The sequence below is a fragment of the Pigmentiphaga daeguensis genome, assembly GCF_039523035.1.
GTDB lineage: Bacteria > Pseudomonadota > Gammaproteobacteria > Burkholderiales > Burkholderiaceae_B > Pigmentiphaga > Pigmentiphaga daeguensis.
Map to the genome: position 1 here is coordinate 171,425 of NZ_BAAAEN010000010.1, position 22,871 is coordinate 194,295.

Consider the following 22,871-nt stretch of genomic DNA (forward strand, 5'->3'; position numbering starts at 1 on the left):
GGCCTACTCCGCCGCGGGCTTCCAGCCGATGGAGCGCGATACGCCCTGGGTTTCCTCGACCAGCGCCGCGGCGATCTCGGCGGCGCTGGGCACGATCGCCTGGCCGGGCGGTTCGCGGAAGATCAGCGTGATGACGGTGGACAGCGCGCCCTGGTAGTCGAGGATGGGCGCGGCCAGGGCCGACAGGTTGTTGACGTAGTGGCCGTGGTTCTCGGCATAGCCGCGTGCGCGCACGGCCTGCCTCGTCTGGTCCAGGTCGGCGGCGGCCATGCGTTCGCCCCGCGCCTTGGCGCGCGCGACTTCCTTCTGGATGAAGGGTTTGGTGATGGCCGGCGGGAGGTGGGCCATGAAGACGATGCCCGAGGCCGAGGTCAGGACCGGGAACACCGATCCCAGGCCGAGGTCGGTGCCGATCAGGAAAGTGCTGCGTTTGAGCCGCACGCAGGTCGGCCCCGATTCGCCCCACACGCACAGCAGGCCCGTCAGGTCGAAGCGCGTACAGATGCGGTCCAGCGCCTGCGAGGCCAGCGTGAAGACGTCGGTCTTGGTCATGGCCGACACGCCCCAGCGCAGCGCCTGCGGCCCCAGGCCGTAGTGGCCGGTGGCCGGGTCCTGCACCACCAGTCCCGACTTGGCGAAGCTGGTCAGGTAGCGGTGCGCCTGGCTGGCCGAGATGCCGGCGTCCCTGCCGATGTCGCGCAGCGGCAGCGAGCCGGTGGCGGCCGCCAGTGCGTCGATGACCCGCACGCCCACTTCGACGGACTGGATGCCTTTCTTCTCGCGCACGGCGGGCGTTGCGGCACGCTTGGGCTGTTTCGATGCGGGCATGCGGGGCAGCCTGTCAGATGGTGGACGGGATCACGGCGGTCCTCCCAGCGCCCGCTCGACCGCGGCCTCGGCATGCAGCCGGGTGGTGTCGTAGCAGGCGAGAGGCGGCGCGGCGCCGTCCAGCAGCAGCGGCAGTTCGGTGCATCCGACGACGACCGCCTGCAGGCCGGCGAGCCGCATTCCGTCAATGATCGCCAGCACCCGTCGGCGCGAGCCGGGATCGATGCGGCCGCGCGTCAGCTCGTCGACGATGATGGCGTCCAGCGCCGCGCAGTCCTCGGAAGCCGGCGGAACCAGTTCGATGCCGTGGTGGTCGCGGTACCAGTCCCTGTAGAAGGGCGACATGGTGACGTGGCGGGTGCCGATCAGGCCGGCGCGATCCAGGCCGGCGGCTCGCAGCGCGGTGGCCGTGGGAGTGCCGATGTGCAGCAGGGGCAGGCCGACGCCGCGTTCGACCTCGTCGGCGAAGCGGTGGGCGGTGTTGGCGGTCAGCAGGAAGAAGCCGGCGCCGGCACGCGCCAGCCGCTGGCCCGCATGGACGAGCGATGCGCCCACATCGCCCCAGCGGCCGTCGGCGCCGGCCTGCAGCAGCGGCTCGAAGTCCAGCGTGACGAGGATGCTCTCGGCGTTGTGGTGGCCGCCGGCGCGGCGCTGCATGGCCTCGTTGATCAGCCGGTAGTACAGGGCCGACGATTCCCAGCTCATGCCGCCTATGAGGCCGATCAGCTGTGTTTGTGGCATGGGTCGAATTCCTCCGGCATGGCTGGGCGCCCGAAATTCGAGGAATTGTACTATGAACAATATATTGGCTATTGTGCAATAGCGGCCGGGGTTCCGGCCGATGCCCGTGCGCCCGCGCCAGCCGGGCGCCGCACGCAGGGCGTCGGGCCCGTATCCGCCCGATTTCCATGCGCGCCTGGAGGCGAGCCGGCACCGGTCAGCCCGTTGCCGCGCCCGGTGCCGCCGCCAGTTCCCTGAGCCTGGCCTTCGATATCTTGCCCACGCCGATGCGGGGGAAATCCTCGACGAACACGACCTCGCGCGGCACCTTGTACTTGGCCAGTTCCCGCCGGCATGCCTCGACGATGGCGTCGGCCAGCCCCGTGACGCCGCCGTCCGCCGGCAGCCGCACGAAGGCGACGGGAACTTCGCCGTAGGCGGCATCGGGCCGGCCGACCACGGCCACTTCGCTTACCCGGGGTACCGTCCGGATGACCCGCTCTATCTCTGCCGCGGAGACCCCTTCGCCGCCGACCTTGAGCAGGTCCTTGGCGCGGTCGCCGAACTGGATCGAGCCGTCTTCATGCAACAGCACGCTGTCGCCCGTCCTGAAGTAGCCATCATCGTCGAAGGCGTCCCGCGTCGCTTGGGCATTGCCGAAGTACTCGGCAAACAGGGTGATCCCCCGTATGCCACGGACCAGAAGATTGCCGCGTTCGCCGGGCAGGCAGTCGCGGCCCCGGTCGTCGACGATGCGTACGCCGTAGCCGGCGGATGGGCGGCCGATGGCGCCGGGCCGGGGAGGCGACCACGGATCGGTGACGATGCCTTGCGCGACCATTTCGGTCATGCCCCACGCTCCCATCATCCTGATGCCGAAATGGGCCTCGTGCTCGGGCAGCCAAAGCGCATTGCACCATTGCCGGAAGGCGTGGCCGCGGGGAACGGGCATGCCCGCCAGCACGTTGGCACTGAAGATGACGTGAGATCCCACGGTGCTGCGATGCTCGAGCGCGACCGGCCAATAGCGGCTGGCCGAGAAGCGGGGCTGCAGGACGATGCTGGCGCCGGCCCAGAGCGCGGGAAAGACCGACCAGGACAGGCCGACCACGTGGAACAGCGGCAGGAACACCTGGAACACGTCGTCGCCGCGCAGGCCTTGCTGCATGGCGCCGAGTCTGCCGGCCCACAAGGCGTTGGCATGCGTCCATGCCACGCCCTTGGGGCGCGAGGTCGTGCCACTCGTGAACAGCACGGACAGCGGCGCCGCCGCGTCGGGCGGGCGTTGCGGCGCGGGCGCGGCCAGCAGCGCGGCGTGGCGTTCGTCGGGCCGTGGCGCGGTGGCGGCGTCGGCGGGCTGCCCGGCATCGTCGTCGGTGATCGCCAGCCATTTCAGGCCGGGGCAATGGCCGCGGATCTTCGCCGCGAATTTCGGATGCGTGACGGCCCCGCAGGCCTCCGTCAGTTCGGCGAAATAGGCCAGTTCCGGTCCGGCGGCCATGGCATTGGTGGGAACACAGACGGCGCCCAGATGCGCGCAGGCGAAATACGTCAGCAGGAATTCCGGACAGTTCTCCAGGTGCATCAGGACGCGGTCGCCGACGCGCACGCCGCGCCTTTCCAGGCCGCCCGCCAGCGAGGCGACCTGTCCGGCGAACTCGGCGTAGGTCCAGGTGCGCGATACGCCGGGCTCCGGTGCCCAGGTCAGGAACGGGTGTCCGGGCCGCTCGGCCGCCTTCCTGCGGAGCAATGTGGCCAGATCGTGGCCGGTGAATTGAAGCAGCGCGTCCTGGTGTGTCATGGCGCGGGATCCCACGAACCGTGCTCGAGCCAATGTTCGAGCATCCATAGGCGGTCCACCCCCCAGAGGGGTTGGCCGTCGACGATGAAGAAAGGCACGCCGAACACCCCCTGGGCGACCGCGTGATCCACCTCTTCCTTGAGCGCGGCCTTGATGCCGGGCGATTCCATGCCTTGGCCCAGCGCCGCGGTGTCCACGCCCAGCAATGCCGCTTCCTCCAGGACCGCTTCCGCGGTGGAGATGTCTTCCCCCTTGGCCCACAGCCTGGCGCAGATGGCGCGCGCAAAGCGCGCGGCCTGCGCGGAATCGTGCCGCTTCAACCAGAGGAAGGCGCGCAGCGCGCGGATGGGGGACACGTCCGGGTGGCGCAGCTCGCATATCGGCACGCCCAGCAGACGCGCCATGCGGTGCTTGTCCTGCCGGGAGTAATCGGCCTTGAGCGGCGTCGCCGGAACCGGCTTCAATCCCATCACCTGCAGTACCGTGACGCTCAGGAGCACCGGCCGCCAGTCCACCTGCCTGCCATGGCGCGCCGCCAGTGTCTCGATTTGGGTCGAAGCCAGGTAGCCATAGGGAGAGATCGGATCGAAGTAGAAGGCGATGGGGGAAGGCTGGTCCATGCCTACAACTTCTCGATGCCGGCCGCCTTCACGATGCCGCTCCATCGCGTCAGCTCGCTGGCGATGAGACGCGAGAACTCGGCGGCCGTGCTGGTTTCCGGATCCAGCCCCATGGCGGCATACCGTTGTTGGACTTCCGGTAGCGCGATCACGCGATGTACCTCGCGCTGGAGACGGTCGACGATGGCCGGCGGCGTGCCGGCGGGGGCCAGCAATCCTTGCCACAGCTGCACGTCCAGGCCCTTGAGTCCCAGGCTGGTGAAGGTCGGCACGCCCGGAAACGAGGGGTGTTCGGCACGCGAGGTGATCGCTATGGCCTTGAGCTTGCCCGTCTTCAAGCCGGCGCCGATGGAAATCGAGTCGGAAATGGTCGCCAGCACGTCGTTGGCGATGGCGGCATTGACCGCGTCGGTACTGCCCTTGTAAAGGATTTCCTGGAACCGGGAACCCGCCTGCAGGTTGAGCTGTTCGCCGATCAGGCGAAACGGCGCGGCCGCGGACGAATAATTGGCTTTTTCGGGATGCGCCTTCGCATAGGCCAGCAGCTCGGGCAGGCTCTGGGCGGGCCCGCTCTTGTTGACGGCCATCAGCACCGGCAGCGACGCGACCAGCGAAATCGGAGCGAAATCCCTGGCGGCGTCGTACTTCACTTCCTTGTACAGCGCGGGGTTGATCGCGAGCGCGCCACTGGCGCCCAGCAGGATGGTGTAGCCGTCGGGCGCCGCGCGGGCCACGTACTCCGTCGCGATCATCGAGGCCGCACCTGGGCGGTTCTCGACCACCACTTGTACCCCCAGCCCTTCGGACATTTTCTGCGCGAGCACGCGCGCCAGGATGTCGCTGCCGCCGCCGGCGGTATAGCCCACTACCAGGCGTACCGGCCGCGTGGGGTAGTCGTTCGCGAAGGCGGGGGCGTGTACGAACGCGGCGAGCACGACGGCCCCCGCCGACAGGCGTTTGCAAGGCATGGTGTCTCCTGAGTCATTGGCCGCTTCTGCTCGGCTGGCCGATCGCTGGCAGGGACAATATAAGGCTTCCTTACAATATGCGTAACGAGGGGGAACCCTAGCCCGGCGCGCTACATCTTCAAGGCCCGGCCCTGAAGCTTGTCGACCACGCGGAACAGCGTCGCGCGTTCCTGCGCCGACAGGCCCGACAGCAGGTCTTCCTGGAATTCCAGGGCCACGGGGACGATGGCCCAGTAGACCTCCTGGCCGGCATCGGTCAGGTCCAGGAAGGCTTCGCGCCTGTCGTTCTCGTTGGGCCGCCGCCGGATCAGTCCCGCCGCCTCGAGATCGGTGATCGCGCGCGAGACCATGACCTTGGTCATGCGGGTCTTGGCGCAGATATCGCGTGCGGTCATCGCGGCGTGTTCCCCTTCCGCGCCGCGCCGCTCACCCAGGAAGGAAATCACGCGCCAGCGCGGGCCGTCGATGCCGAAGCGTTCGGAATACGCCGCATAACTGCGCGCGAAGCGGTCGGCGACCAGGCTCGACAGCATGTTCAGCCGGTAGGGCAGGAAGGCGTCGAGTTGCAGGGAAGGGTGTTCGCCTGCCGGGCGGGAGGAAGCGGGCGTCGATCGCTTGATGGCCATGGGGACGAAGCAGGGTCTGGTGCCAAAGGGCGAATTCTAGTCCTCTTGCCGCGGCGGACGCAGGCCTGGGTGGCGCAGGCCCCCGGGTTTTGCCTAGTCGCCGAACCTTCGGAAATCGCTTGACTTGGTTTCATAAGAAACCAATACTGTTTGGAAATTAGTTTCGTAGGAAACTAATTGCGGCGCATGGACCGCATATCGATTCTTGATGGAGTGTCCGGCATGGCATCGACCGAAGGCATATCGGGCAGTGGCGCGCGATATGACTCCCTTTACTTCGACTATGTGCACCATCCTTTCGAGCTTCCCCCGGAAATGCGCGGGGACGCGCCGGTGCACCAGGTGGTCGTCGCCGGCGCCGGGCCCGTCGGCCTGACCGTGGCGCTGGAGCTTGCCCGGCGCGGCATCGAGGTGGTGGTGCTGGAGGAAGACGACACCGTCAACCGGGGCAGCCGGGCGGTGGGCACCGCGCGGCGCAGCCTGGAGATCTTCGAGCGCATCGGCGCGGGCACGCGTTTCGTCGAGACCGGCGTGTCGTGGAAGGGCGGCCGCAGCTATTACCGGGACAAGCTGGTGCTGGATTTCCAGGTGCAGCAGGATCCGCGGCTCAAGCATCCACCCATGGTGTCGCTGGCGCAGTGCCACGTCGAGCAGTACCTGTACGAGGCGCTGCGCGCCTACCCCAACGTTTCCCTGCGCTGGTCGTCGCGGCTGGAGCATGTCGAACAGGACGGCGAACGGGTGACCGCCCGGGTCCATACGCCGTCCGGGTCCTACGCGTTGCATGCGCAGTGGCTGGTGGCGTGCGACGGCGGCCGTAGCGCGGTGCGCCGCTCGCTGGGCAAGGAGCTGCGGGGCAGCGTGTACGAAGGCCGCTACCTGATCGTCGACATCCAGATGCGCAGCAAGGAACCGCCCGGCCGGCGCGTCTGGTTCGACCCGCCGGCGTTTCCGGGGGCGACCATCATCATGCACAAGCAGCCCTTCGACATCTGGCGCATCGACTACCAGCTGTTGCCCGAAGAGGACCTGGAACGGGAGATCCAGCCCAAGCGGGTGCGCGAGCGGGTGACCGAATTCCTGGCGTCGATAGGCGAGACGGCGGATTGGCAGATCGACTGGATCAGCCCGTACCGCGCACACAGCCTGACGCTGGACGACTATCGCGATGGCCGCGTGCTGTTCGCCGGCGACGCCGCGCACCTGGTCCCCATCTTCGGCGCGCGGGGCATGAACGGCGGCGTGGACGACGCCCACAACCTGGGCTGGAAGCTGGCCTGGGTGGCGGCGGGACAGGCTCCGCCGGCCCTGCTGGATACCTATTCGATCGAGCGCGTGGATGCGGCCAGGCAGAACATGGCACTGGCGGAGAAGAGCACGCGTTTCATGACGCCGCCCACGCGCGGGCACGCCGTCATGCAGGAAGCGGTGCTGTCGCTGGCGGTAAGCGAGCCCTTCGTGCGCGAGCTGATCAATCCTCGCCAGGTGACGGAACTGCGCATGACCGGTTCGTCGCTGCGTCTTGCCGACGATGGTTCGTTCGGCCACGGCCCCGCGCCCGGCGCCGTCTGCCCGAACCTGCCATGCGGCGCATCGGCCGGCGGGACGGTGTTCCTGCACGACAGGCTGGGTCGCGATTTCACGCTGCTGGCGTTCGGCGACGCTGGACTGGGCGACAAGTCGCGGCGCCTGGACGCGCTGCGCGCGTCGATGGGCGTGCCGTTCGGCATCGATGCCGTCGCGCTCGACGATGCCGGGATCGCCGGGGCGTTCGACGCCAGGCCGGGTACGGCCTACCTTGTGCGGCCCGACGGCCACGTGATGGCGCGGTGGCGTGCCTGGGAACCCGAAACGGTGTTGCCGTGCCTGGTGCGCGCGGTGCGCGGTAAAGAGGAGTTGGACCATGCTGGTTGAACAGACATTGCCCGCGGGGCTGCTGGAACGCAATTGGGAGGCGCTGGCCGTCGCGATGAACGCGGCCGGGCCGGACAAGGAGGCGGTCTTCCTGGCCAAGGTCGCCTTGATGTTGTCGTCCATGCTGGCCGATCCGGGCCGGCTGGCGCAGGTCATCGAGGTCGCACTGCGCGACCTGCGGCACGGGGAGCGGGCATGAGCACGGGCGACAAACGCATCGCCATCGCCGGCGCCGGCATAGGCGGCCTGGCCGCGGGGCTGGCCCTGCTCAAGCAGGGCTTCGACGTCGACATCTACGAACAGGCGGCCGAGCTGGGCGAGGTGGGTGCCGGCGTGCAGATCAGCCCCAACGGTACGCGGCTGCTCCAGGCCTGGGGGCTGGGCGACGCCATGTTCGAACTGGGCACCCAGACCAGGGGCAAGGAGATCCGCGTCTGGAACACGGCGGACGCCAATCGCTACCTGGAGCTGGGCGCCGCGTCGGTAACGAAGTACGGCGCGCCCTACCTGACGTTCCATCGCGCGGACCTGCATGCGCTGCTGCTGGAAGCCGTGCGGCGGGAGAAACGCGACGCCATTCACCTGAACGCCGCCTTCGCGTCGCTGGGCACGGCTGACGGCGGCGCCGAGATGCGCCTGGCCTCGGGCCGGACCGTCCGGGCCGATGCGCTGATCGGCGCCGACGGCGTCCATTCCAAGGTGCGCCAGGCCTTGTTCGGCGCGGACCGGCCCCGGTTCACCGGCTGCATGGCGTGGCGTGGCCTGATCGACGCGAGCCGCCTGCCGGCATCGATCAACCGCACGGGCGGCGTGTCCTGGCTGGGGCCGACCGCGCACGTGCTGACCTATCCCATCCGCAAGGGACGGATGCTGAACTTCATCGGCATGGTGGACCGGGCGGACTGGACGGTCGAGTCATGGAACGCGCGCGGCACGATAGCGGAATGCCTGGCGGATTTCGAAGGCTGGCACGAGGACGTGATCGCCATGATCGAGCGCATCGAGGTGCCCTACAAATGGGCACTGATCGTGCGCGATACCCTGCCCGTCTGGGTGCGGGGGCACGTCGCCCTGCTGGGCGATGCCTGCCACAGCACGCTGCCCTTCATGGCCCAGGGCGCCAACATGGCGCTGGAAGACGCCATGGTGCTGGGCCGCTGCCTGCGCCGCACACCCGATGACATTCCGGCCGCGCTGGCCTCGTATGAACGCATGCGGGTCGAGCGGACCACGCGGATCGTGAACGAGTCGGCGGCCCAGATCACGCGCGTCCATGCGCCCGTGCTGGCCGAGGCCGGCGCCGCGCGGGAACACATCCGGCGCGAGTGGGAGCCGCACCGTGTCGAGGACCGCTACGACTGGGTCTATGGCTATGACGCCATCGAACAGCCTTTCGCCTAGGAGCGCCGCCATGTCTTCTTCCGCCGCCGACGATCTCGCCATACGGAGCCTGCGGCAGCGATGGGCCTTCCATCGCGACCAGGGTGATTTCGCCGGCATGGCCGGCTGCTTCCACCCCGAGGCGACCGCCAGCATCTCGTGGTTCAACGGCAAGGTCGCGGACCTGGTGCCGCTGCTGGCGGCCAGCGACGCGGCGCGCAAGCCCGGCGAACACGGCAAGCACTGGGTCGGGAACTGCCGCGTGGACCAGCGTGGCGACCGGGCCCTGCTGGAGTCCGACATGGCCATCCTGATCCGCGAGCACATCGACGGACAACTGTTCGACTACACCGGCTACTGCCGTTTCCTCGACCAGGTGGAACGCCGCGCCGGCAGGTGGGGCATCCTGCACTGGACGGCGATCTTCGACAAGGACCGCCTCGATCCCGCGCAGGGCGAGGCGCCCCCATGGCTGCGCGAGGTGGATCTGGCGGCCCCGGATGCCGGGCTGGCCTTCATGCGCCTGCGGCAACGCAAGAAGGGCCGCGACGTGCCCGCCTCGACGGTGGTGGGCGGCAGCCAGGCCGAGCAGCAATTGCGGCGCGCGGCCTGGGCATGGCTGGAGCGGCGCGATGGCCAGTGAACATTCCCCCTTGAACGATGAGTCCCGCGTGATGAATCCCTCCACTCTCTGGTACACCCGCTGCCCGGTGCCGACGGCGTTCGGCGTCGCCGTCGAGCGGGGTTTTCTCGATGCCGAACTGGCGCGCGACGGCATCGTGGCGCGTTCGCTCGCATCCAGCACCGACAACCAGGTCAGACAGTCGCATTTCCACCATTCCCAGCCCAACTCGTTCCGCCACGGCGGCAACGGCCCTCCGCTGGTGACCCGCTCGCGCGGCGGCCGGGTCAAGTTGATCGGCCTGTCGTGGAACGACAGCATCAAGCCCATGCTGGTCATGCCGGACAGTGGCATCGCCTCGGTGCGCGAACTGGCCGGCAGGAAGGTCTCGCTGCCGATACGCGCCGGCGATTCCATCGATTTCTGGAAGGCCTCGTCGCTGCGGGGCACCGAACTCGCGCTGGCGCGCGAGGGCATGACCATGGATGACGTGGCGATGACGCCGGTCTCGACCAACCGGACGTTCATGGACGGAGCGACGGCCTCCACCGCCCGGACGGCCACGCTGTGGGGCGCGCAGTGCATGCTGGGCCACCAGCGCGAGGAAGCCTTCGCGCTGGTCCGGGGCGAGGTGGACGCGCTCTACAGCCAGGGCGCGATTGCCGCCGTGGTCATGGGGTTCACCGGCGCGGTGGCCATCGCCGACGCGGCCTCCAGTCCCGACCTGGCCGGTCGCGTGAACAACGATGCGCCGCTGGCCCTGACCGTGAGCGAGGACCTGCTGGCCGAGCAGCCGGAACTGGTGGCGCGCTGCCTGGCCGCGGTCCTGCGCGCGGCCGCCTGGGCGGCGGCCAACGAGCGCGAGGCCAAGCGTGTCATCGCTGCCGACACCGGCCTGCCCGAGGAACTCGTGGACGCGGCCTTTCCGCAGGAGGTCCACCGCCAGCTCGAGGTCGACCTGCGTCCGGAGTGGGTGGAGGCGCTGCGGGTGCAACACGACCACTTGCTGCGGCATGGCTTCCTGGCCGCGCCCATCGACTTCGACCGTTTCGTCGACCATGGCCCACTGCGGCGCGCCCGGGAAATCCTGGCCGGCGAAGCGGCCGTGTCCCAGTGAACAAAGACAAGGAGACCGCCATGCCCGAGGAATTCACCCGCTTCCTGACCCTGTTCGACCGGCTGGTCCGCTACTCCGACGACTGGGTGGCGCGCATGGACGCCGGCAAGATGGACTGGGCCCCGATCGAGAACGCCAGCACGCGCTTCGGCACGCGGGTGTCGCGCATCACCGTGCGCAGCCTGCTGATCCATACGGTGCTGGCCGAGCGCAACTGGGTGCGCGCCATCCCGGCCTGCGAGCCCGGTGGTGTCATTCCCCTGCCGAGCGATCCCGCCGCCGCGGCCCGTTTCGAACAGGGGGACCTGCGCGCGACGGCGCTTGCCCTGCACGACGAGAACCTCGAGGCGCTGGGCCGCTATACGCCAGCCGAGCTCGGCAAGAAGGTGCACTTCGTCGGCCGGGAATGGTCCGGCATGGGGCTGTTGTGGGGCATGTACGCCCACCGCGCCTTCCACGTCGGCAACATCGACATCTATCTGCGGCAGAGCGACGTGGTCGGGCCCGAGTTCTTCGAGTTCAACCCGGCCATCATGGCCTGATGCCGGCCCCTTTCCCTCTCTTGCGATCCTGACCCATGACCACTTCCCCCCTACGCATCGCGGGCCTGTGCGGCAGCCTGCGCAAAGCCTCCTACAACCGGCTGGCCCTGGAGGCCGCCGGCAGTCTCATGCCGGCCGGCATGGAGCTGTCGGTGCTCGACATCCGGGGCTTTCCCATGTTCGACGCCGACGTCCTGGCCGAAGGAATGCCCGCTGCCGTCCGGAAAGTGCGGGAGGCCGTGCGCGGCGCGGATGCCGTGCTGATCGCCAGCCCGGAATACAACTTCTCGGTGTCCGGCGTCCTGAAGAATGCGATCGACTGGATTTCCCGCGGCGACGACCAGCCCTTCGCCGGCAAGCCGGTCGCCATCCTCAGCGCCACCCAGGGGCCGCTGGGCGGTGCGCGGTCGCAGTACGACCTGCGCAAGATCATGGTCTTCCTGGACGCCCTGGTGCTGAACAAGCCCGAGGTCTTCATCGGCATGGCGCCGGGCAAGTTCGATGCGGCCGGCGTGCTGGCCGACGCCCCGACCCGGGAGATCCTGGGCCGGCAGATGGCCGCCCTGCAGGCGTTCGTGCAGTTCGTGCGGCGCGGGCGGACCCAGCCCTGACGGGCGGACGGCCGTCCTGCGTCCATATCGTTCCAACCGGAGAATGGCGATGTTCGGATTGATGAAGCGGTTGCTGCGGATCGGGAGCATGGCGATGGTGGGCCTGGCTACCGCGAGTGTCCATGCGCAGGGCTTTCCCGCCAAGCCCTTGCGGTGGATCGTCGGCTATCCGGCCGGCGGGGGCAGCGACAACGCGGTGCGGATACTGGCGGCCAGGCTGGCCGAGAAGCTGGGGCAGCCCGTCATCGTCGAGAATCATCCGGGCGCGGCCACCATCGTCGCGGCGGAAACGGCGGCCAAGTCCGCGCCGGACGGCTACACGCTGTTCTCGGTCGACAACGGCACGGTCGTCTTCAACCCCCTGCTCTACAAGAAACTGCCCTATGACCCATCGCGCGACTTCGCGCCGGTGGCCCTGTACGGCAAGTTTCCGTTGTTGCTGGTGGTGAATCCGCAGGTGGTGCCGGCCGACTCGGTCGCATCGCTGGTGCGCCTGGCCAAGGCGGCGGGCGGATCCATGGGGTATGCCTCGCCCGGCCTGGGCAGTCCGCAGCACCTGGCGGGCGAGCTGTTCAAGGAGATGACCGGCGCGCCGCTGCTGCACGTCCCCTACAAGGGCACCGCGCCGCTGACCCAGGATCTGCTGGGCGGCCATATCGGCGTCTCTTTCATAGGCGTGCCCACCGGCATGCGGCAGGTCCAGGCGGGCAAGCTGCGCGCGCTGGGCGTGGCCGAGGCGTCCCGCCTGCCCTCGCTGCCCGAGATCCCGACCCTGGCCGAGGCCGGGGCGGGCGACATCGTGGCCTATGCCTGGCAGGGCGTGGTCGTGCCGGCGGGGACGCCTGCCGCTACCGTCGACCGGTTGTCGGCGGCCTTGCAGGCGATCGTCAAGAGCCCAGACGTCCAGGCACGCCTGCGCGAGATAGGCGTCGAGCCGATGGAAGGTGGCAAGGCCGACATGGCGGCCCTGGCGGCCGGCGACCTGAAGCGCTGGGGGGACGTGATCCGCAAGCGGGGAATCACGCTGGAGCAATAGTGAGGGGATGTGCAAACCTGTATACAGATTTTCCACAGGAAAAGGCGATGACCAGAGATAAGGGGCAAAAATCCTAGGGTTTTCCCGCTATTTCCCTTGTTTTGATTCGGGAGCAAAATCAACCTGTATACAGATTTGATGATGCTCCGTTCCTCGCATGCGCCTAGCCGCTGCCACGGGCCGGGCTCCTGGAGGAAGACCATGTTTCTGAAGAACACCTGGTACGTCGCCTGTACCCCCGATGAAATCGCCGAAAAACCGCTGGGCCGCCAGATCTGCGGCGAACGCATGGTCTTCTACCGGGGCCAGGACGGCAAGGTGTCCGCGCTGGAAGACTTCTGCCCCCATCGCGGCGCGCCGCTGTCGCTGGGTTTCATCGACAAGGGCGAACTGGTCTGCGGCTACCACGGCCTGCGCATGAACCCGGACGGCACCTGCGCCGGCATGGTCGGGCAGCGCGTGCGCGCCTTCCCCAGCATCCGCAGCTACCCCGCCGTGGAACGCTACGGCTTCATCTGGGTGTGGCCGGGCGACGCCGAGCTGGCCGATCCCGCCAAGATCCACCACCTAGAATGGGCCGAGAGCCCCGACTGGGCCTACGGTGGCGGCCTGTACCACATCCATTGCGACTATCGCCTCATGATCGACAACCTCATGGATCTCACCCATGAGACCTACGTCCACGCCAGCAGCATCGGCCAGGCCGAGATCGAGGAATCGGCCCCGTCCACCAAGACCATCGGCGACGAGGTCGTGACCAGCCGCCACATGGAAAACATCAAGCCGCCCCCGTTCTGGGCCGCGGCGCTGCGCGGCAACGGGCTGGCCGACGACGTCCTGTGCGACCGCTGGCAGATCTGCCGCTTCACGCCGCCCAGCCACGTGCTGATCGAAGTGGGCGTGGCGCATGCCGGCAAGGGCGGCTACAACGCGCCGGCCGAGTTCAAGGCCTCGAGCATCGTGGTCGATTTCATCACCCCCGAGACCGAGACCTCGATCTGGTACTTCTGGGGCATGGCGCGCAACTTCAAGCCCAACGACGAACAGCTCACGGCCACTATCCGGGAAGGCCAGGGCAAGATCTTCGGCGAGGACCTGGACATGCTGGAAGCGCAGCAGCGCAACCTGACCGAGAACCCGGGCCGCAAGATCCTGAAGCTCAATATCGATGCCGGCGGCGTGCAGTCGCGCGTCGTGCTGGATCGCCTGCTGGCCGCGGAAGCCGCCGAACGGGCCAGCCGCATCGCGGCGTCCGCCGAAGCGGCAACGGCGCAGGCGGCCGCGGCGGGTTGAAGGGTAGTGTATTGAATCACGACCCGGCATAGACATGCCGGGTTTTTTTGCGCCTATCTATGGCGGCTGGCGCCTCGCCAGGATCTCCCCTGCGCGAGGTATAGTTCGAGCCACTACTCTACTCTAATAAGAGAGACCGATTACTCGACGCAGGGAGGGGGAATGAAAGATAGCGGGAGATGGGTGGCAACTGGCGCCATCGCGATGCTGTTGTCAGGATGTGCGACGACTTCTGTTTTGATACCGGAGGGGTATGGCGGTCCGATTGCCACAATCAAGGACAACGCCGTTTCGGAAACAAAGAATCGAGGCCAGTTTTTTTATGTGGCCGAAATCGACGGAAAGCGGGTGGATAATGCGCTTCAAACCACTCGGGTGGCGAACAGTGGCGCTGGCTTTGCGCTGAGCCCCGTTCCCTTTGCCAGAGAGGTCCCGGTTCGCCCGATGACTCTCAAGCTGCAGGCACGGGTCGCCTACGGCGCACCCCTTCAAGCCATGGCCAATGCGACTACGCTGTACACGGCGGAATCCGTTCTTACCTTCACTCCGGAGCCGAACAAGAATTATCTGGTGACAGGAGCGCTCAATGAGAGTCAGCAGCTTGTCTGGCTTCAGGATGAGCAGGGAAACAAGCTGGCAGCAGATGCTCCGGCATCCAAGTGACGGAGCCGCCCGTGAATACTGTGAATAGAGTTTTCCCGCTGCCGTTTCCTGGTTTCAAGTCGATCGCCTGCACGGCGTTCGCGATCATGGCGGCAGGTTGTACCTCTCATCCATTGGTACAGGATTACGCCCCGCCGGTCTCGAGTTGCTGCGCCCGGGCTCAGGAGATCGCCTATTCGGAGTTGCCATTCGGTGGGAAGGTGGATATCGCTTTTGCTCCGTCATCGCCTACGTATGTGATCGAAGGTAAGCCGCGTCATGTTGGCGGCGTTCGTATTCCGTCAGCAGTCGACCCCTCTTCCTTGATTGTCACTACATATGGTTCTACGACTTATTTGCCGATGGCGACGGCCGTGGTGCCCGATTTCATTTTCCTAGATGAAGCCTTCCAGATCGTCGGTCGCGCTGTCGCGGATTATTCAGATTATCGGGGGCCGCTTGCCTCGGGCTCTTTCGGGCTCCAGACCCGGGTGCTGGTACCGGCAAAGACCCGCTATGTCATTGTTACGCCCGGACAGCCTACCCAAACCAAGCCCATAGGCTATGGAGGTGTGGGCCAGCGTTACTCCATGCCGCCCGCCGCGCTTGGCGAGATCTCATTGCAGTTGTACGGTCATTCGTGAAGCGAACGACGGGGTGCTTCTCCAGAAGCGCCCCGTTCCCCGTTATTGCTCCCTCCCCTGCAACGCCAGCGGATACTCGCCCCGGATCCGCCTGACCGCATCCTGCACGCCATTCCAGGCCGGCTGGCCGGTGAAGGACTCGCGCATGAACTGCACCACCGCCGCGACCTGCGCATCGTTCAGTGCATACGCATAGCCCGGCATGTGGCCGCCCCGCGGGTTGCCCGCATCGTGCTGGGTGCCGTTCAGGACGTAGCGGATCACGTTGTCGGGCTGGTCCAGGTTCAGCGAGGTGGCCAGCCACAGCGGCGGCTGGGTGCCGAACAGGTCGGGGCCGCCGGGGCCGGGGTGGTGGCAGGCCGCGCACGCGTTGGCGTAGATGCGGGCGCCCAGCGTGTCGGTGGTGGCGACCGCGGCCTGCGCCGCCGCCTCGCGCTGTGGCGGCGTGGGGCCGGTCTTGCCCTGGCCGGCCCCGGCCATCTGGCTGGCGATGTAGGTGGCCAGCGCACGGGTGTCGGACTCGGCGATCTGCGAGGTGCCGACGCGTACCACCGGGGTCATGGATGCGCCGGCCGCGCCATGCTGGTCCGAGTAGCCGGCGCGCAGGTAGTCGAACAGGGCCTGTTCGGTCCACGGTATCGGCGCCTTGGAGGACCCATTGAGCGCCGGGGCGATCCAGCCTTCGGCTTCGCCGCCGCCCAGGTAGTCCTTTCCGCTTTTTTCGGCGCCCAGCGCGTTGCGGGGCGTATGGCAGGCGCTGCAGTGGCCCAGCGCGACCGCCAGGTACTGGCCGCGGTTCCAGGCTTCCGATTCCGAGGCCACCTTGGCCACCGGATCGCGGTCCAGGAACAGCAGGTTCCACCCGGCCATCAGCATGCGCTGGTTGAAGGGGAACGGCAGATGGGTTTCCTGCGGCTGGTTGCGGACCGGCGGCTGGCTCATCATGTAGGCGTACAAGTCATGCATGTCCTCGTCGCTCATCTTGGTGAACGAGGTGTACGGGAAGGCCGGGTAGAGATGCGTGCCGTCGCGGGCGATGCCGCGGCGCATGGCCCGCTCGAAGGCCTCGAACGACCATCCGCCTATGCCGGTCTCGGTATCGGGCGTGATGTTGGTCGAGACGATGACGCCGAAGGGCGTCTCCATGTGGAACCCGCCGGCGTTGGCCTGCCCGCCCGGCGCGGTATGGCAGACGACGCACATGCCGGCGGCTGCGACTTCCTGGCCGCGCCGGACTTGTTCTTCGGGGAATTGACTGGTATCCACCGTCGCGGTGGGGATCTCCGGCTCATGCGCGATCAGCGCTGCGCCGGCCACGACGACGACCAGCAGGATCACGATGGTCAGCAACCACTTGGCGGCGCGGCTCATTATTTGGTCTCCTTGTTGGCGGCGGCAAGGGCGGCCCGCACGCGTTCGGGCGTGAAGGGCGCTTCACGCAGGCGCAGGCCGGTGGCGTCGAAGATCGCGTTGGCGATGGCGGCGGGACCGGGAACGGACGCCGATTCGCCGGAGCCCAACGGCGGATTGCCGTTGGGCGGCATCAGTACCACGTCGACCTCGGGCAGCTCGGTGAACTTGAGGATGGGATAGGCGCCCCATTCCAGGCTGGAGACGCCGTTCTGGTCGAAGCTCACGCTTTCCTTCAGCGTGCGGCTGACGGTCTGGATGACGTTGCCTTGCACCTGGTGGCGCACGCCGTCGGGATTGATCATCAGGCCACAGTCCTGGCCCGCCACGACGCGGGTCACCCGTACCTTGCCGGTGTCCAGGTCGACCTCGACGTCGGCCACCCAGGCGCACCACGAGGCGCCCACGCCGGGGAAGGTGCCGTGCACGTACTGGTGCTGGGCCACGCCGCGGCCCTTGACGATGCCCTTGGCGGGCCGCTCGGCCGGCGCCTTGCGCGGCTGCCAGCCGGCCTTCTCGGCCACGGCCTTGAGCAGCGCGATGGGGCGCGGGTCCTCCATGAAGCGCAGGCGGAACTCGACCGGATCGGCGCCCTCCCGGGCCGCGAGTTCGTCCATGAAGGATTCGTGCGCGAAGACATTGGGCAGCGCGGCCACGCCGCGCATCCACGACGCGCGCACGATGGGCGCCATGTCCAGCGCCACGATGTCCAGGTCCGAGGCGCGGTACTGCGGGATGGCGGTGCGGTCGCCCATCTCGAACACCGTGGCCTCGGCCTTCTCTTTGCCCATCAGCAGCGAAGCCAGCAGCGGCGCGCCGTTGGAGGGATAGCGGGTGCCGAAGCGGTAGACCAGCGAATCGGAGCCGGCGATGCCGCCGTGCACGTCCATGGTCTGGGCCGTACCCTTGGGCTCCCAGGCGTGCTCTTCCTCGCGCATGTATTGCACGCGCACCGGCTGGCCCAGCTCGCGCGCCAGCACCGCGGCATCGGCCGAAGCGTCGTCGGCGCAGTTGCGGCCGTAGCAGCCCGAGGCCTCCATCCGCACGACGCGGATGCGGTCTTCCGGGATGTCGAGCATCTTGGCGATGTCGCTGTGCAGGTTATGGGGGTTCTGGCTGCCGCTCCAGACAGTCAGCTTCTGGTCCTTCCAGTCGGCCACGCCGCAGGACGGGCCGATGGAGCCGTGCATCTGGTAGGGCCACACGTAGGTCGCCTTCACCGTGTTCTTGGCCGATGCCAGGGCCTTGTCCGGGTCGCCCTTCCTGGCCAGGGGGCGCTGCTTGGAAGGCTGGGAGGCGAGCGCGTCGGTGAGCGAGGCCATGGAGCCCAGCGCCGGCGGCGCCTTCCATTTCACCTTCAGCAGGCGCGAAGCCAGGATGGCGTCTTCCTCGCGGCGTGCGACGACAGCCACGAAGTCCTTGATGACGACGACTTTCACCAGGGACTTCACCTTGGCCACCGAGGACTCGTCCACCGATTCCAGGCTGGTGGCCACCATGCCGCCCGAGTCGCGGCCCAGGTAGGGCGGCCGCACGATGCGCGCGTGCAGCATGCCCGGCAGGCGCACGTCGTGGACGTAGGTCAGCTTGCCGGCGACCTTGGCGGGAATGTCGACGCGCGGCACGGGGCTGCCGACGATGGTGTATTCCGAGACCGGCTTGAGCGGAACGTCGGCCGCCAGCGGCACCGACAGTGTCTTGTTCTCGATCAGTTCGCCGTAGGAGGCCAGGCGCTCGCCGCTGGCGCGCAGTACCTGGCCGTTGCGGGTGACGAGCGAGGAGACCGGCACGTCGTGGCGGCGCGCCGCCTCTTCCAGCAGGAATTGCCGGATCTGCGCCGCGGCCTTGCGCATGGGCACGGCCGACGCCTGTACCGAGTTGCTGGCGATGGTGGGACCCTGGTTGGGCGTCGCGTCGGTGTCGCCCAGCACCATGGTGACCTGGCTCATGCCGACGTCCAGTTCTTCGGCCACGATCTGCATGAACGCCGTGCGGATGCCGGTGCCCAGGTCGACGTGGCCGTTGCAGGCGCGGACGGTGCCGTCGGCCATCAGTTGCACATAGGCCGAGACGAGGGTCTTGTCCACCAGTTGCGAGCCGGCATCGGTGGCCGGGCCGGCGGCGGCCATGCCGCGCTTGACCAGGGCGGGGAACGTGAAAGTGACCGCGAGGCTGCCGGTGGCCGCCAGGAACTGGCGGCGCGAGAGGCGCGGGGCGTGCGAAGTCGTCTTCATTGCGCGCCCTCCGCCATGGCGGCCGTCATGGGCGCGGCCTTGCCTTGCAGTTCGGCGGCCCGCTGCACCGCCTTGATGATCTCGATGTGGGTGCCGCAGCGGCACAGGTTGTAGGCCAGCGCCTGCTTGATCTCGTCCACCGTGGGGCGCGGATTGCGGTCCAGCAGCGCCCGCGCGGCCATGATCATGCCGTTGATGCAGTAGCCGCACTGGGCGGCGTTTTCTTCGATGAACGCCTGCTGCACGGGATCGAGGGCGTCGCCCTTGGCCAGGCCCTCCAGGGTGACGATGGGGTTGCCCTGCACGCTGCCAGCGGGGATCAGGCATGAGCGCGCGGCCTTGCCGTCGATCAGCACCGTACAGGCGCCGCATTCGCCCAGTCCACAGCCGAATTTCGGTCCGTTCAAGGCCAGATCATTGCGCAGGATGTAGAGCAGCGGGGTGTCCTTGTCGGCTTCGACGGAATGCTCTCCGCCGTTCACCTGGAGTTTTAACGATGCCATGTTCGTTTCCTGTGTTGGTGGCGTTCAACCGGCCGGCTCGCAACGCGATGCGGAGCCACCATTACCCTAGCTGGACCATGGGCTGGCGAGGACACATAGGTGTGTCGACTTGTTGCCGGAGGGCCGTCTCGCGCGGACGGCGTCGCTGGAAAAACCTAGGGTTTACACTGATCTGGACGTAAATGCAAACCGAGTGGCCGGTAATTAATGGCAGCAAGGAGCGGGACCGCGCCTTGACCGCCCGGCTCGCACCGGCCTCAGCGCGTCATCGATTGCGTGACGTGGCGCCGGAAGTCCGCCAGCTTGGCCTTGAGCGCGCGCCGGTTGTCCGGGCCCATGCGCAGCAGGATCTTCTGCCCCGAGGTAAGCGATTCCAGGGCGGGGTCGGAGTATTCGTAACTTACCCACGGACGCTGGAGTTCCTTGGGGCCTTTCACCTCGGGCAGGTTCACGGCCACGGGCTCGGCCGGATCGGGCGTGGCCAGCAGCGTGTCGATCACGGCCACCAGGCGGTCGTTGAAGTAGCCGCGCGGATAGCCCAGGTCCTCGTAGGCCTTCTGGAACTGGGGATAGAGCTGCTTGTAGAGCGCGGCCGCCTTGTCGGTGCCGACGGCCGTGACGGCGGCCACGAAGGGCCGGTAGCGGTTGTAGTTGGCGGCGGCGATGCGTTCGCCGGGCGCCGCGCCCTCGACGGCGAAGCGGCCCTGCGTGGGGTTGAGCGGCCAGACCCGCGGGGGCGCGTGCGGGCGGGCGAGATTGTCCACCGTGGCCACCGCGCGCTGGATGAAATGATCCAGGTTGAAGAAAGACAGCACGGCATCCCGGCCCAGGAGGCCGGTCATGGCCACGGTGATGTCGGGCGCGGCCGGCGGCTCGGCCGTCTCGGCGGCGGGGGGCGGTTCGATGGGGTGCTGGATCTCCGGCTCGGGCGGCGGCGGCGCGGGCGGTTCGGCGGATTCCGCGGCCGCCGGAGGAGACTCCGCCACAGACGTCGGCGGCTCTGGCTGTGGCCGCAGCCACAGGTAAAGGCCGGTGCCGATGGCTGCCAGGGCCAGCACCACGACGAGGGAAGACAGTCGGTTCATGGCGTGCCTATGTCGATTGAGTCCGGAAACACTGTACCAGCCGCGCGGAAGGGTTCACAGGCCGGTACGGGGTAGTTGCCGCATCGGCATCCCCGCGTGCGGAAAAGGCACGGAAGCCACGCCGCCATTTTTGTGTATTCTCGAAGATCGCAGCCTGCAACCGCCTTTCCCCCAACTCCACTGGATTCCCCATGTCTGACAGTCAAGCCCAACAGAACAAGGCGCCGGTGCGCCAAGAGCGTCACGACAACGTCGGCGTCATCGTGATCGACCGCCCCGAGCGGAAGAATGCCCTGAATGCCGAGGTCAAGGCCACGCTGGTGCGCTACCTGCGCGAGTTCGAGCAGGACCCGGCCATCGGCTGCATCGTGCTGACCGGCGCCGGCGGCTATTTCGTCGCGGGCTCGGACATCGTCGAGATGTCCACCATGCAGCCCACGGACCACGCCCTGCAGGGCGGCGACCAGGTATTCCACGTGCTGCGCGGGCTGGGCAAGCCGGTCATCGCGGCGGTCGAGGGTTTCGCGCTGGGAGGCGGATGCGAGCTGGCGCTGGCCTGCGACATCATCATCGCGGCCGAGGGCGCGAGCTTCGGCCAGCCCGAGATCAAGGTCGGCATCATTCCCGGCGGCGGCGGCACGCAGCGCCTGCTGCGCTCGGCGGGCAAGTACAAGACGCTGCTGTGGTCGCTGACGGGCGATCGCATCCCGGCCAGGACGGCCTATCACTCCAACATGGTCAGCGAACTCGTGCCCGACGGCACCGCGCTCGAACGCGCCCTGGCCATCGCGCGCCAGATCTGCGCCATGCCGCCGCTGGCGGTGCGCGCCATCCGCGATGCCGTGCGGCTGGGAGCGGACGCCAGCCTGGAAGCCGGGCTGGCCATCGAGCGCCGCGCCTTCGAGCGGCTGTTCGACAGCCAGGACCAGAAGGAAGGCATGCGCGCCTTCATCGAGAAGCGCGCCCCGGTGTTCAAGGGACGCTGATTCCCGCCGCCGCCGTGGCCGCTCGGGCCGCGGCGGCTCCGCTTTCCGCCCGGCCGATTCGCCGGCCGTCTTTTCATCCCTTCCCTTCTCTTTCGTCCCGGCCCGTGACGACCCGCGCCGTCGTCCGCGCCGTCCCGAGCGCGTCGCCTCGGTTTCGAACATTGAATCATCATTCAAGGTTGAGTGAATTGATTCAACATTCAAGATTGAACGCCCGGATGCCAGTCCCTATCATGGCCCCGCCAACGAAACGGCCCGCTGCGTGACGCCTCTCGCCTCGCGCGGCGCGGACCACAGCGAGGAGACATGATGAAACATCCCTATCGCGCGGCGTTCGCCGCGGCGCTCATCGGTTGTTGCGCGGCCGCCGCCGCGTCCGCCCAGGACTATCCCAGCAAGCCCATACGCATCATCGTGCCGCTGCCGCCGGGCGGCTCGAACGACGTGCTGGCCCGCGTGCTGGGCGAGGAAATGTCGAAGACGCTCGGCCAGCCCTTCGTGGTGGAGAACAAGCCTGGCGCCGCCGGCAACATAGGCACCGACCAGGTGGCCAAGGCCAGGCCCGACGGCTATACGCTGGGAATCGCGCCCAACCAGACCGTGGCCGTCAACCCCGCGCTGTATCCCAAGCTGCCCTTCGACGTGCAGAAGGACCTGATGGGAATCGGCCTGATGGCCACGCTGCCCATGACGCTGGTCGTGCCCAGCCAGTCGAAGGCCGGTTCGATCGAGGAACTGATTGCCATGGCCAAGGCCGAGCCAGGCAAGCTGACCTATGCGTCGGCCGGTTCAGGCAGCCCGCAGCACATGTCGGCCGAGATCTTCCAGTCGCTGACTTCCACCCAGATGACCCACGTGCCCTACAAGGGCTCGAACCCGGCGCTGGTGGACGTGCTGGCGGGCACGGTGGACGTCATGTTCTGCCCCATCAATTCCGCGTTGCCCTACATCCAGAACGGCCGCCTCAGGGCGCTGGGCGTGACGGGTGCGCAGCGGCTGCAGACGCTGCCCGAGGTGCCCACCATTGCCGAGAAGGTGCCGAATTTCGCGAGCGACATCTGGATCGGGTTGATCGCGCCCGCCGGCACGCCGCCCGATATCGTGCAGAAGCTGAACGCCGAGCTGAACCGCGCGCTGAAGATGCCGGCGGTGCAGGCCAAGCTGGCCGAGCAGGGCATACAGGCCGCCACCAGCACGCCGGCCGAGCTGGACCGGATGATGCGCGACGACCGCAAGCGCTGGGCCGAGGTCATCAAGCGCGCCAACATCCGCGTCGATTGAATCTTCTC

At 67.7% G+C, this 22,871-nt stretch carries 23 protein-coding genes; 13 read left to right on the forward strand and 10 right to left on the reverse strand.

Annotation, left to right across the window (positions count from 1 at the left end; all coding sequences use genetic code 11):
- Positions 1-3: 3 nt before the first annotated feature.
- The 6 genes from ABD104_RS14785 to ABD104_RS14810 form a co-directional block, all read right to left on the reverse strand.
- Positions 4-828: an IclR family transcriptional regulator gene (locus ABD104_RS14785; protein WP_132980244.1), complete on the reverse strand. Its 825-nt coding sequence runs from the start codon at positions 826-828 to the stop codon at positions 4-6.
- Between the two features lie 30 nt (positions 829-858).
- On the reverse strand, positions 859-1,569 hold the full coding sequence (locus tag ABD104_RS14790; RefSeq protein WP_087839003.1) for an aspartate/glutamate racemase family protein: 711 nt from the start codon (positions 1,567-1,569) through the stop codon (positions 859-861).
- Between the two features lie 196 nt (positions 1,570-1,765).
- On the reverse strand, positions 1,766-3,349 hold the full coding sequence (locus ABD104_RS14795) for a class I adenylate-forming enzyme family protein (RefSeq protein ID WP_343927734.1): 1,584 nt from the start codon (positions 3,347-3,349) through the stop codon (positions 1,766-1,768).
- Complete coding sequence (locus tag ABD104_RS14800) at positions 3,346-3,969, reverse strand: 2-hydroxychromene-2-carboxylate isomerase (protein WP_132980245.1); 624 nt, start codon at positions 3,967-3,969, stop codon at positions 3,346-3,348. The genes ABD104_RS14795 and ABD104_RS14800 overlap by 4 nt, the downstream gene beginning before the upstream one ends.
- 2 nt (positions 3,970-3,971) lie before the next feature.
- Complete coding sequence (locus tag ABD104_RS14805; protein ID WP_087839000.1) at positions 3,972-4,937, reverse strand: Bug family tripartite tricarboxylate transporter substrate binding protein; 966 nt, start codon at positions 4,935-4,937, stop codon at positions 3,972-3,974.
- A 110-nt stretch (positions 4,938-5,047) separates the two neighbouring features.
- Entirely contained in the window at positions 5,048-5,563 is a 516-nt protein-coding gene (locus ABD104_RS14810) for a MarR family winged helix-turn-helix transcriptional regulator (protein ID WP_087838999.1), read from the reverse strand.
- Positions 5,564-5,785: 222 nt separating this feature from the next.
- Here ABD104_RS14810 and ABD104_RS14815 point away from each other — a divergent pair, with 222 nt between their 5' ends.
- From ABD104_RS14815 to ABD104_RS14865, 11 genes are all read left to right on the forward strand, one after another.
- On the forward strand, positions 5,786-7,477 hold the full coding sequence (locus ABD104_RS14815) for an FAD-dependent oxidoreductase (RefSeq protein WP_165963254.1): 1,692 nt from the start codon (positions 5,786-5,788) through the stop codon (positions 7,475-7,477).
- Complete coding sequence (locus tag ABD104_RS14820) at positions 7,467-7,676, forward strand: DUF2783 domain-containing protein (protein WP_343927735.1); 210 nt, start codon at positions 7,467-7,469, stop codon at positions 7,674-7,676. Before ABD104_RS14815 ends, ABD104_RS14820 begins: the two co-directional genes overlap by 11 nt.
- Positions 7,673-8,878 carry an FAD-dependent monooxygenase gene (locus tag ABD104_RS14825; protein ID WP_343927736.1) on the forward strand — a complete coding sequence of 402 codons (1,206 nt, stop codon included), beginning with the start codon at positions 7,673-7,675 and terminating at the stop codon, positions 8,876-8,878. Before ABD104_RS14820 ends, ABD104_RS14825 begins: the two co-directional genes overlap by 4 nt.
- Positions 8,879-8,888: 10 nt before the next feature.
- A complete protein-coding gene (locus ABD104_RS14830; protein WP_343927737.1) occupies positions 8,889-9,500 on the forward strand; it encodes a nuclear transport factor 2 family protein in 612 nt (203 codons plus the stop codon).
- Positions 9,501-9,531: 31 nt separating this feature from the next.
- Positions 9,532-10,596, forward strand: a complete 1,065-nt coding sequence (locus tag ABD104_RS14835; protein WP_176400735.1) for an ABC transporter substrate-binding protein — start codon at positions 9,532-9,534, stop codon at positions 10,594-10,596.
- A 20-nt stretch (positions 10,597-10,616) separates the two neighbouring features.
- Positions 10,617-11,138: a DinB family protein gene (locus tag ABD104_RS14840; RefSeq protein ID WP_132980250.1), complete on the forward strand. Its 522-nt coding sequence runs from the start codon at positions 10,617-10,619 to the stop codon at positions 11,136-11,138.
- A 35-nt stretch (positions 11,139-11,173) separates the two neighbouring features.
- Positions 11,174-11,749, forward strand: coding sequence for an NADPH-dependent FMN reductase (locus tag ABD104_RS14845; protein WP_343927738.1), 576 nt, complete (start codon positions 11,174-11,176; stop codon positions 11,747-11,749).
- Positions 11,750-11,798: 49 nt separating this feature from the next.
- Positions 11,799-12,785 (forward strand): Bug family tripartite tricarboxylate transporter substrate binding protein, encoded by a 987-nt coding sequence (locus ABD104_RS14850; protein ID WP_343927739.1) that lies wholly within the window; start codon positions 11,799-11,801, stop codon positions 12,783-12,785.
- 201 nt (positions 12,786-12,986) lie between these two features.
- Positions 12,987-14,078 (forward strand): aromatic ring-hydroxylating oxygenase subunit alpha, encoded by a 1,092-nt coding sequence (locus ABD104_RS14855; protein ID WP_132980252.1) that lies wholly within the window; start codon positions 12,987-12,989, stop codon positions 14,076-14,078.
- Positions 14,079-14,240: 162 nt separating this feature from the next.
- Entirely contained in the window at positions 14,241-14,741 is a 501-nt protein-coding gene (locus ABD104_RS14860; protein ID WP_132980253.1) for a hypothetical protein, read from the forward strand.
- Between the two features lie 11 nt (positions 14,742-14,752).
- A complete protein-coding gene (locus tag ABD104_RS14865) occupies positions 14,753-15,364 on the forward strand; it encodes a hypothetical protein (RefSeq protein ID WP_279820109.1) in 612 nt (203 codons plus the stop codon).
- A 42-nt stretch (positions 15,365-15,406) separates the two neighbouring features.
- On the opposite strand, the gene ABD104_RS14870 is transcribed toward ABD104_RS14865, so the two are convergent.
- The 4 genes from ABD104_RS14870 to ABD104_RS14885 all read right to left on the reverse strand — a co-directional run bounded on the left by ABD104_RS14870 (position 15,407) and on the right by ABD104_RS14885 (position 20,596).
- A complete protein-coding gene (locus ABD104_RS14870; protein WP_343927740.1) occupies positions 15,407-16,735 on the reverse strand; it encodes a cytochrome c in 1,329 nt (442 codons plus the stop codon).
- Entirely contained in the window at positions 16,735-19,008 is a 2,274-nt protein-coding gene (locus ABD104_RS14875; protein ID WP_343927741.1) for a xanthine dehydrogenase family protein molybdopterin-binding subunit, read from the reverse strand. Before ABD104_RS14875 ends, ABD104_RS14870 begins: the two co-directional genes overlap by 1 nt.
- The gene (locus ABD104_RS14880) at positions 19,005-19,511 is read right to left on the reverse strand and encodes a (2Fe-2S)-binding protein (protein ID WP_087838986.1); all 507 of its coding nucleotides are present in this window, start codon (positions 19,509-19,511) and stop codon (positions 19,005-19,007) included. The genes ABD104_RS14875 and ABD104_RS14880 overlap by 4 nt, the downstream gene beginning before the upstream one ends.
- A 257-nt stretch (positions 19,512-19,768) precedes the next feature.
- Positions 19,769-20,596 (reverse strand): DUF3014 domain-containing protein, encoded by an 828-nt coding sequence (locus ABD104_RS14885; RefSeq protein WP_132980255.1) that lies wholly within the window; start codon positions 20,594-20,596, stop codon positions 19,769-19,771.
- 191 nt (positions 20,597-20,787) lie between these two features.
- Here ABD104_RS14885 and ABD104_RS14890 point away from each other — a divergent pair, with 191 nt between their 5' ends.
- Positions 20,788-21,582 (forward strand): enoyl-CoA hydratase-related protein, encoded by a 795-nt coding sequence (locus ABD104_RS14890; RefSeq protein ID WP_087838984.1) that lies wholly within the window; start codon positions 20,788-20,790, stop codon positions 21,580-21,582.
- A 306-nt stretch (positions 21,583-21,888) separates the two neighbouring features.
- Positions 21,889-22,863: a tripartite tricarboxylate transporter substrate binding protein gene (locus ABD104_RS14895; RefSeq protein ID WP_087838983.1), complete on the forward strand. Its 975-nt coding sequence runs from the start codon at positions 21,889-21,891 to the stop codon at positions 22,861-22,863.
- Positions 22,864-22,871 lie beyond the last annotated feature (8 nt).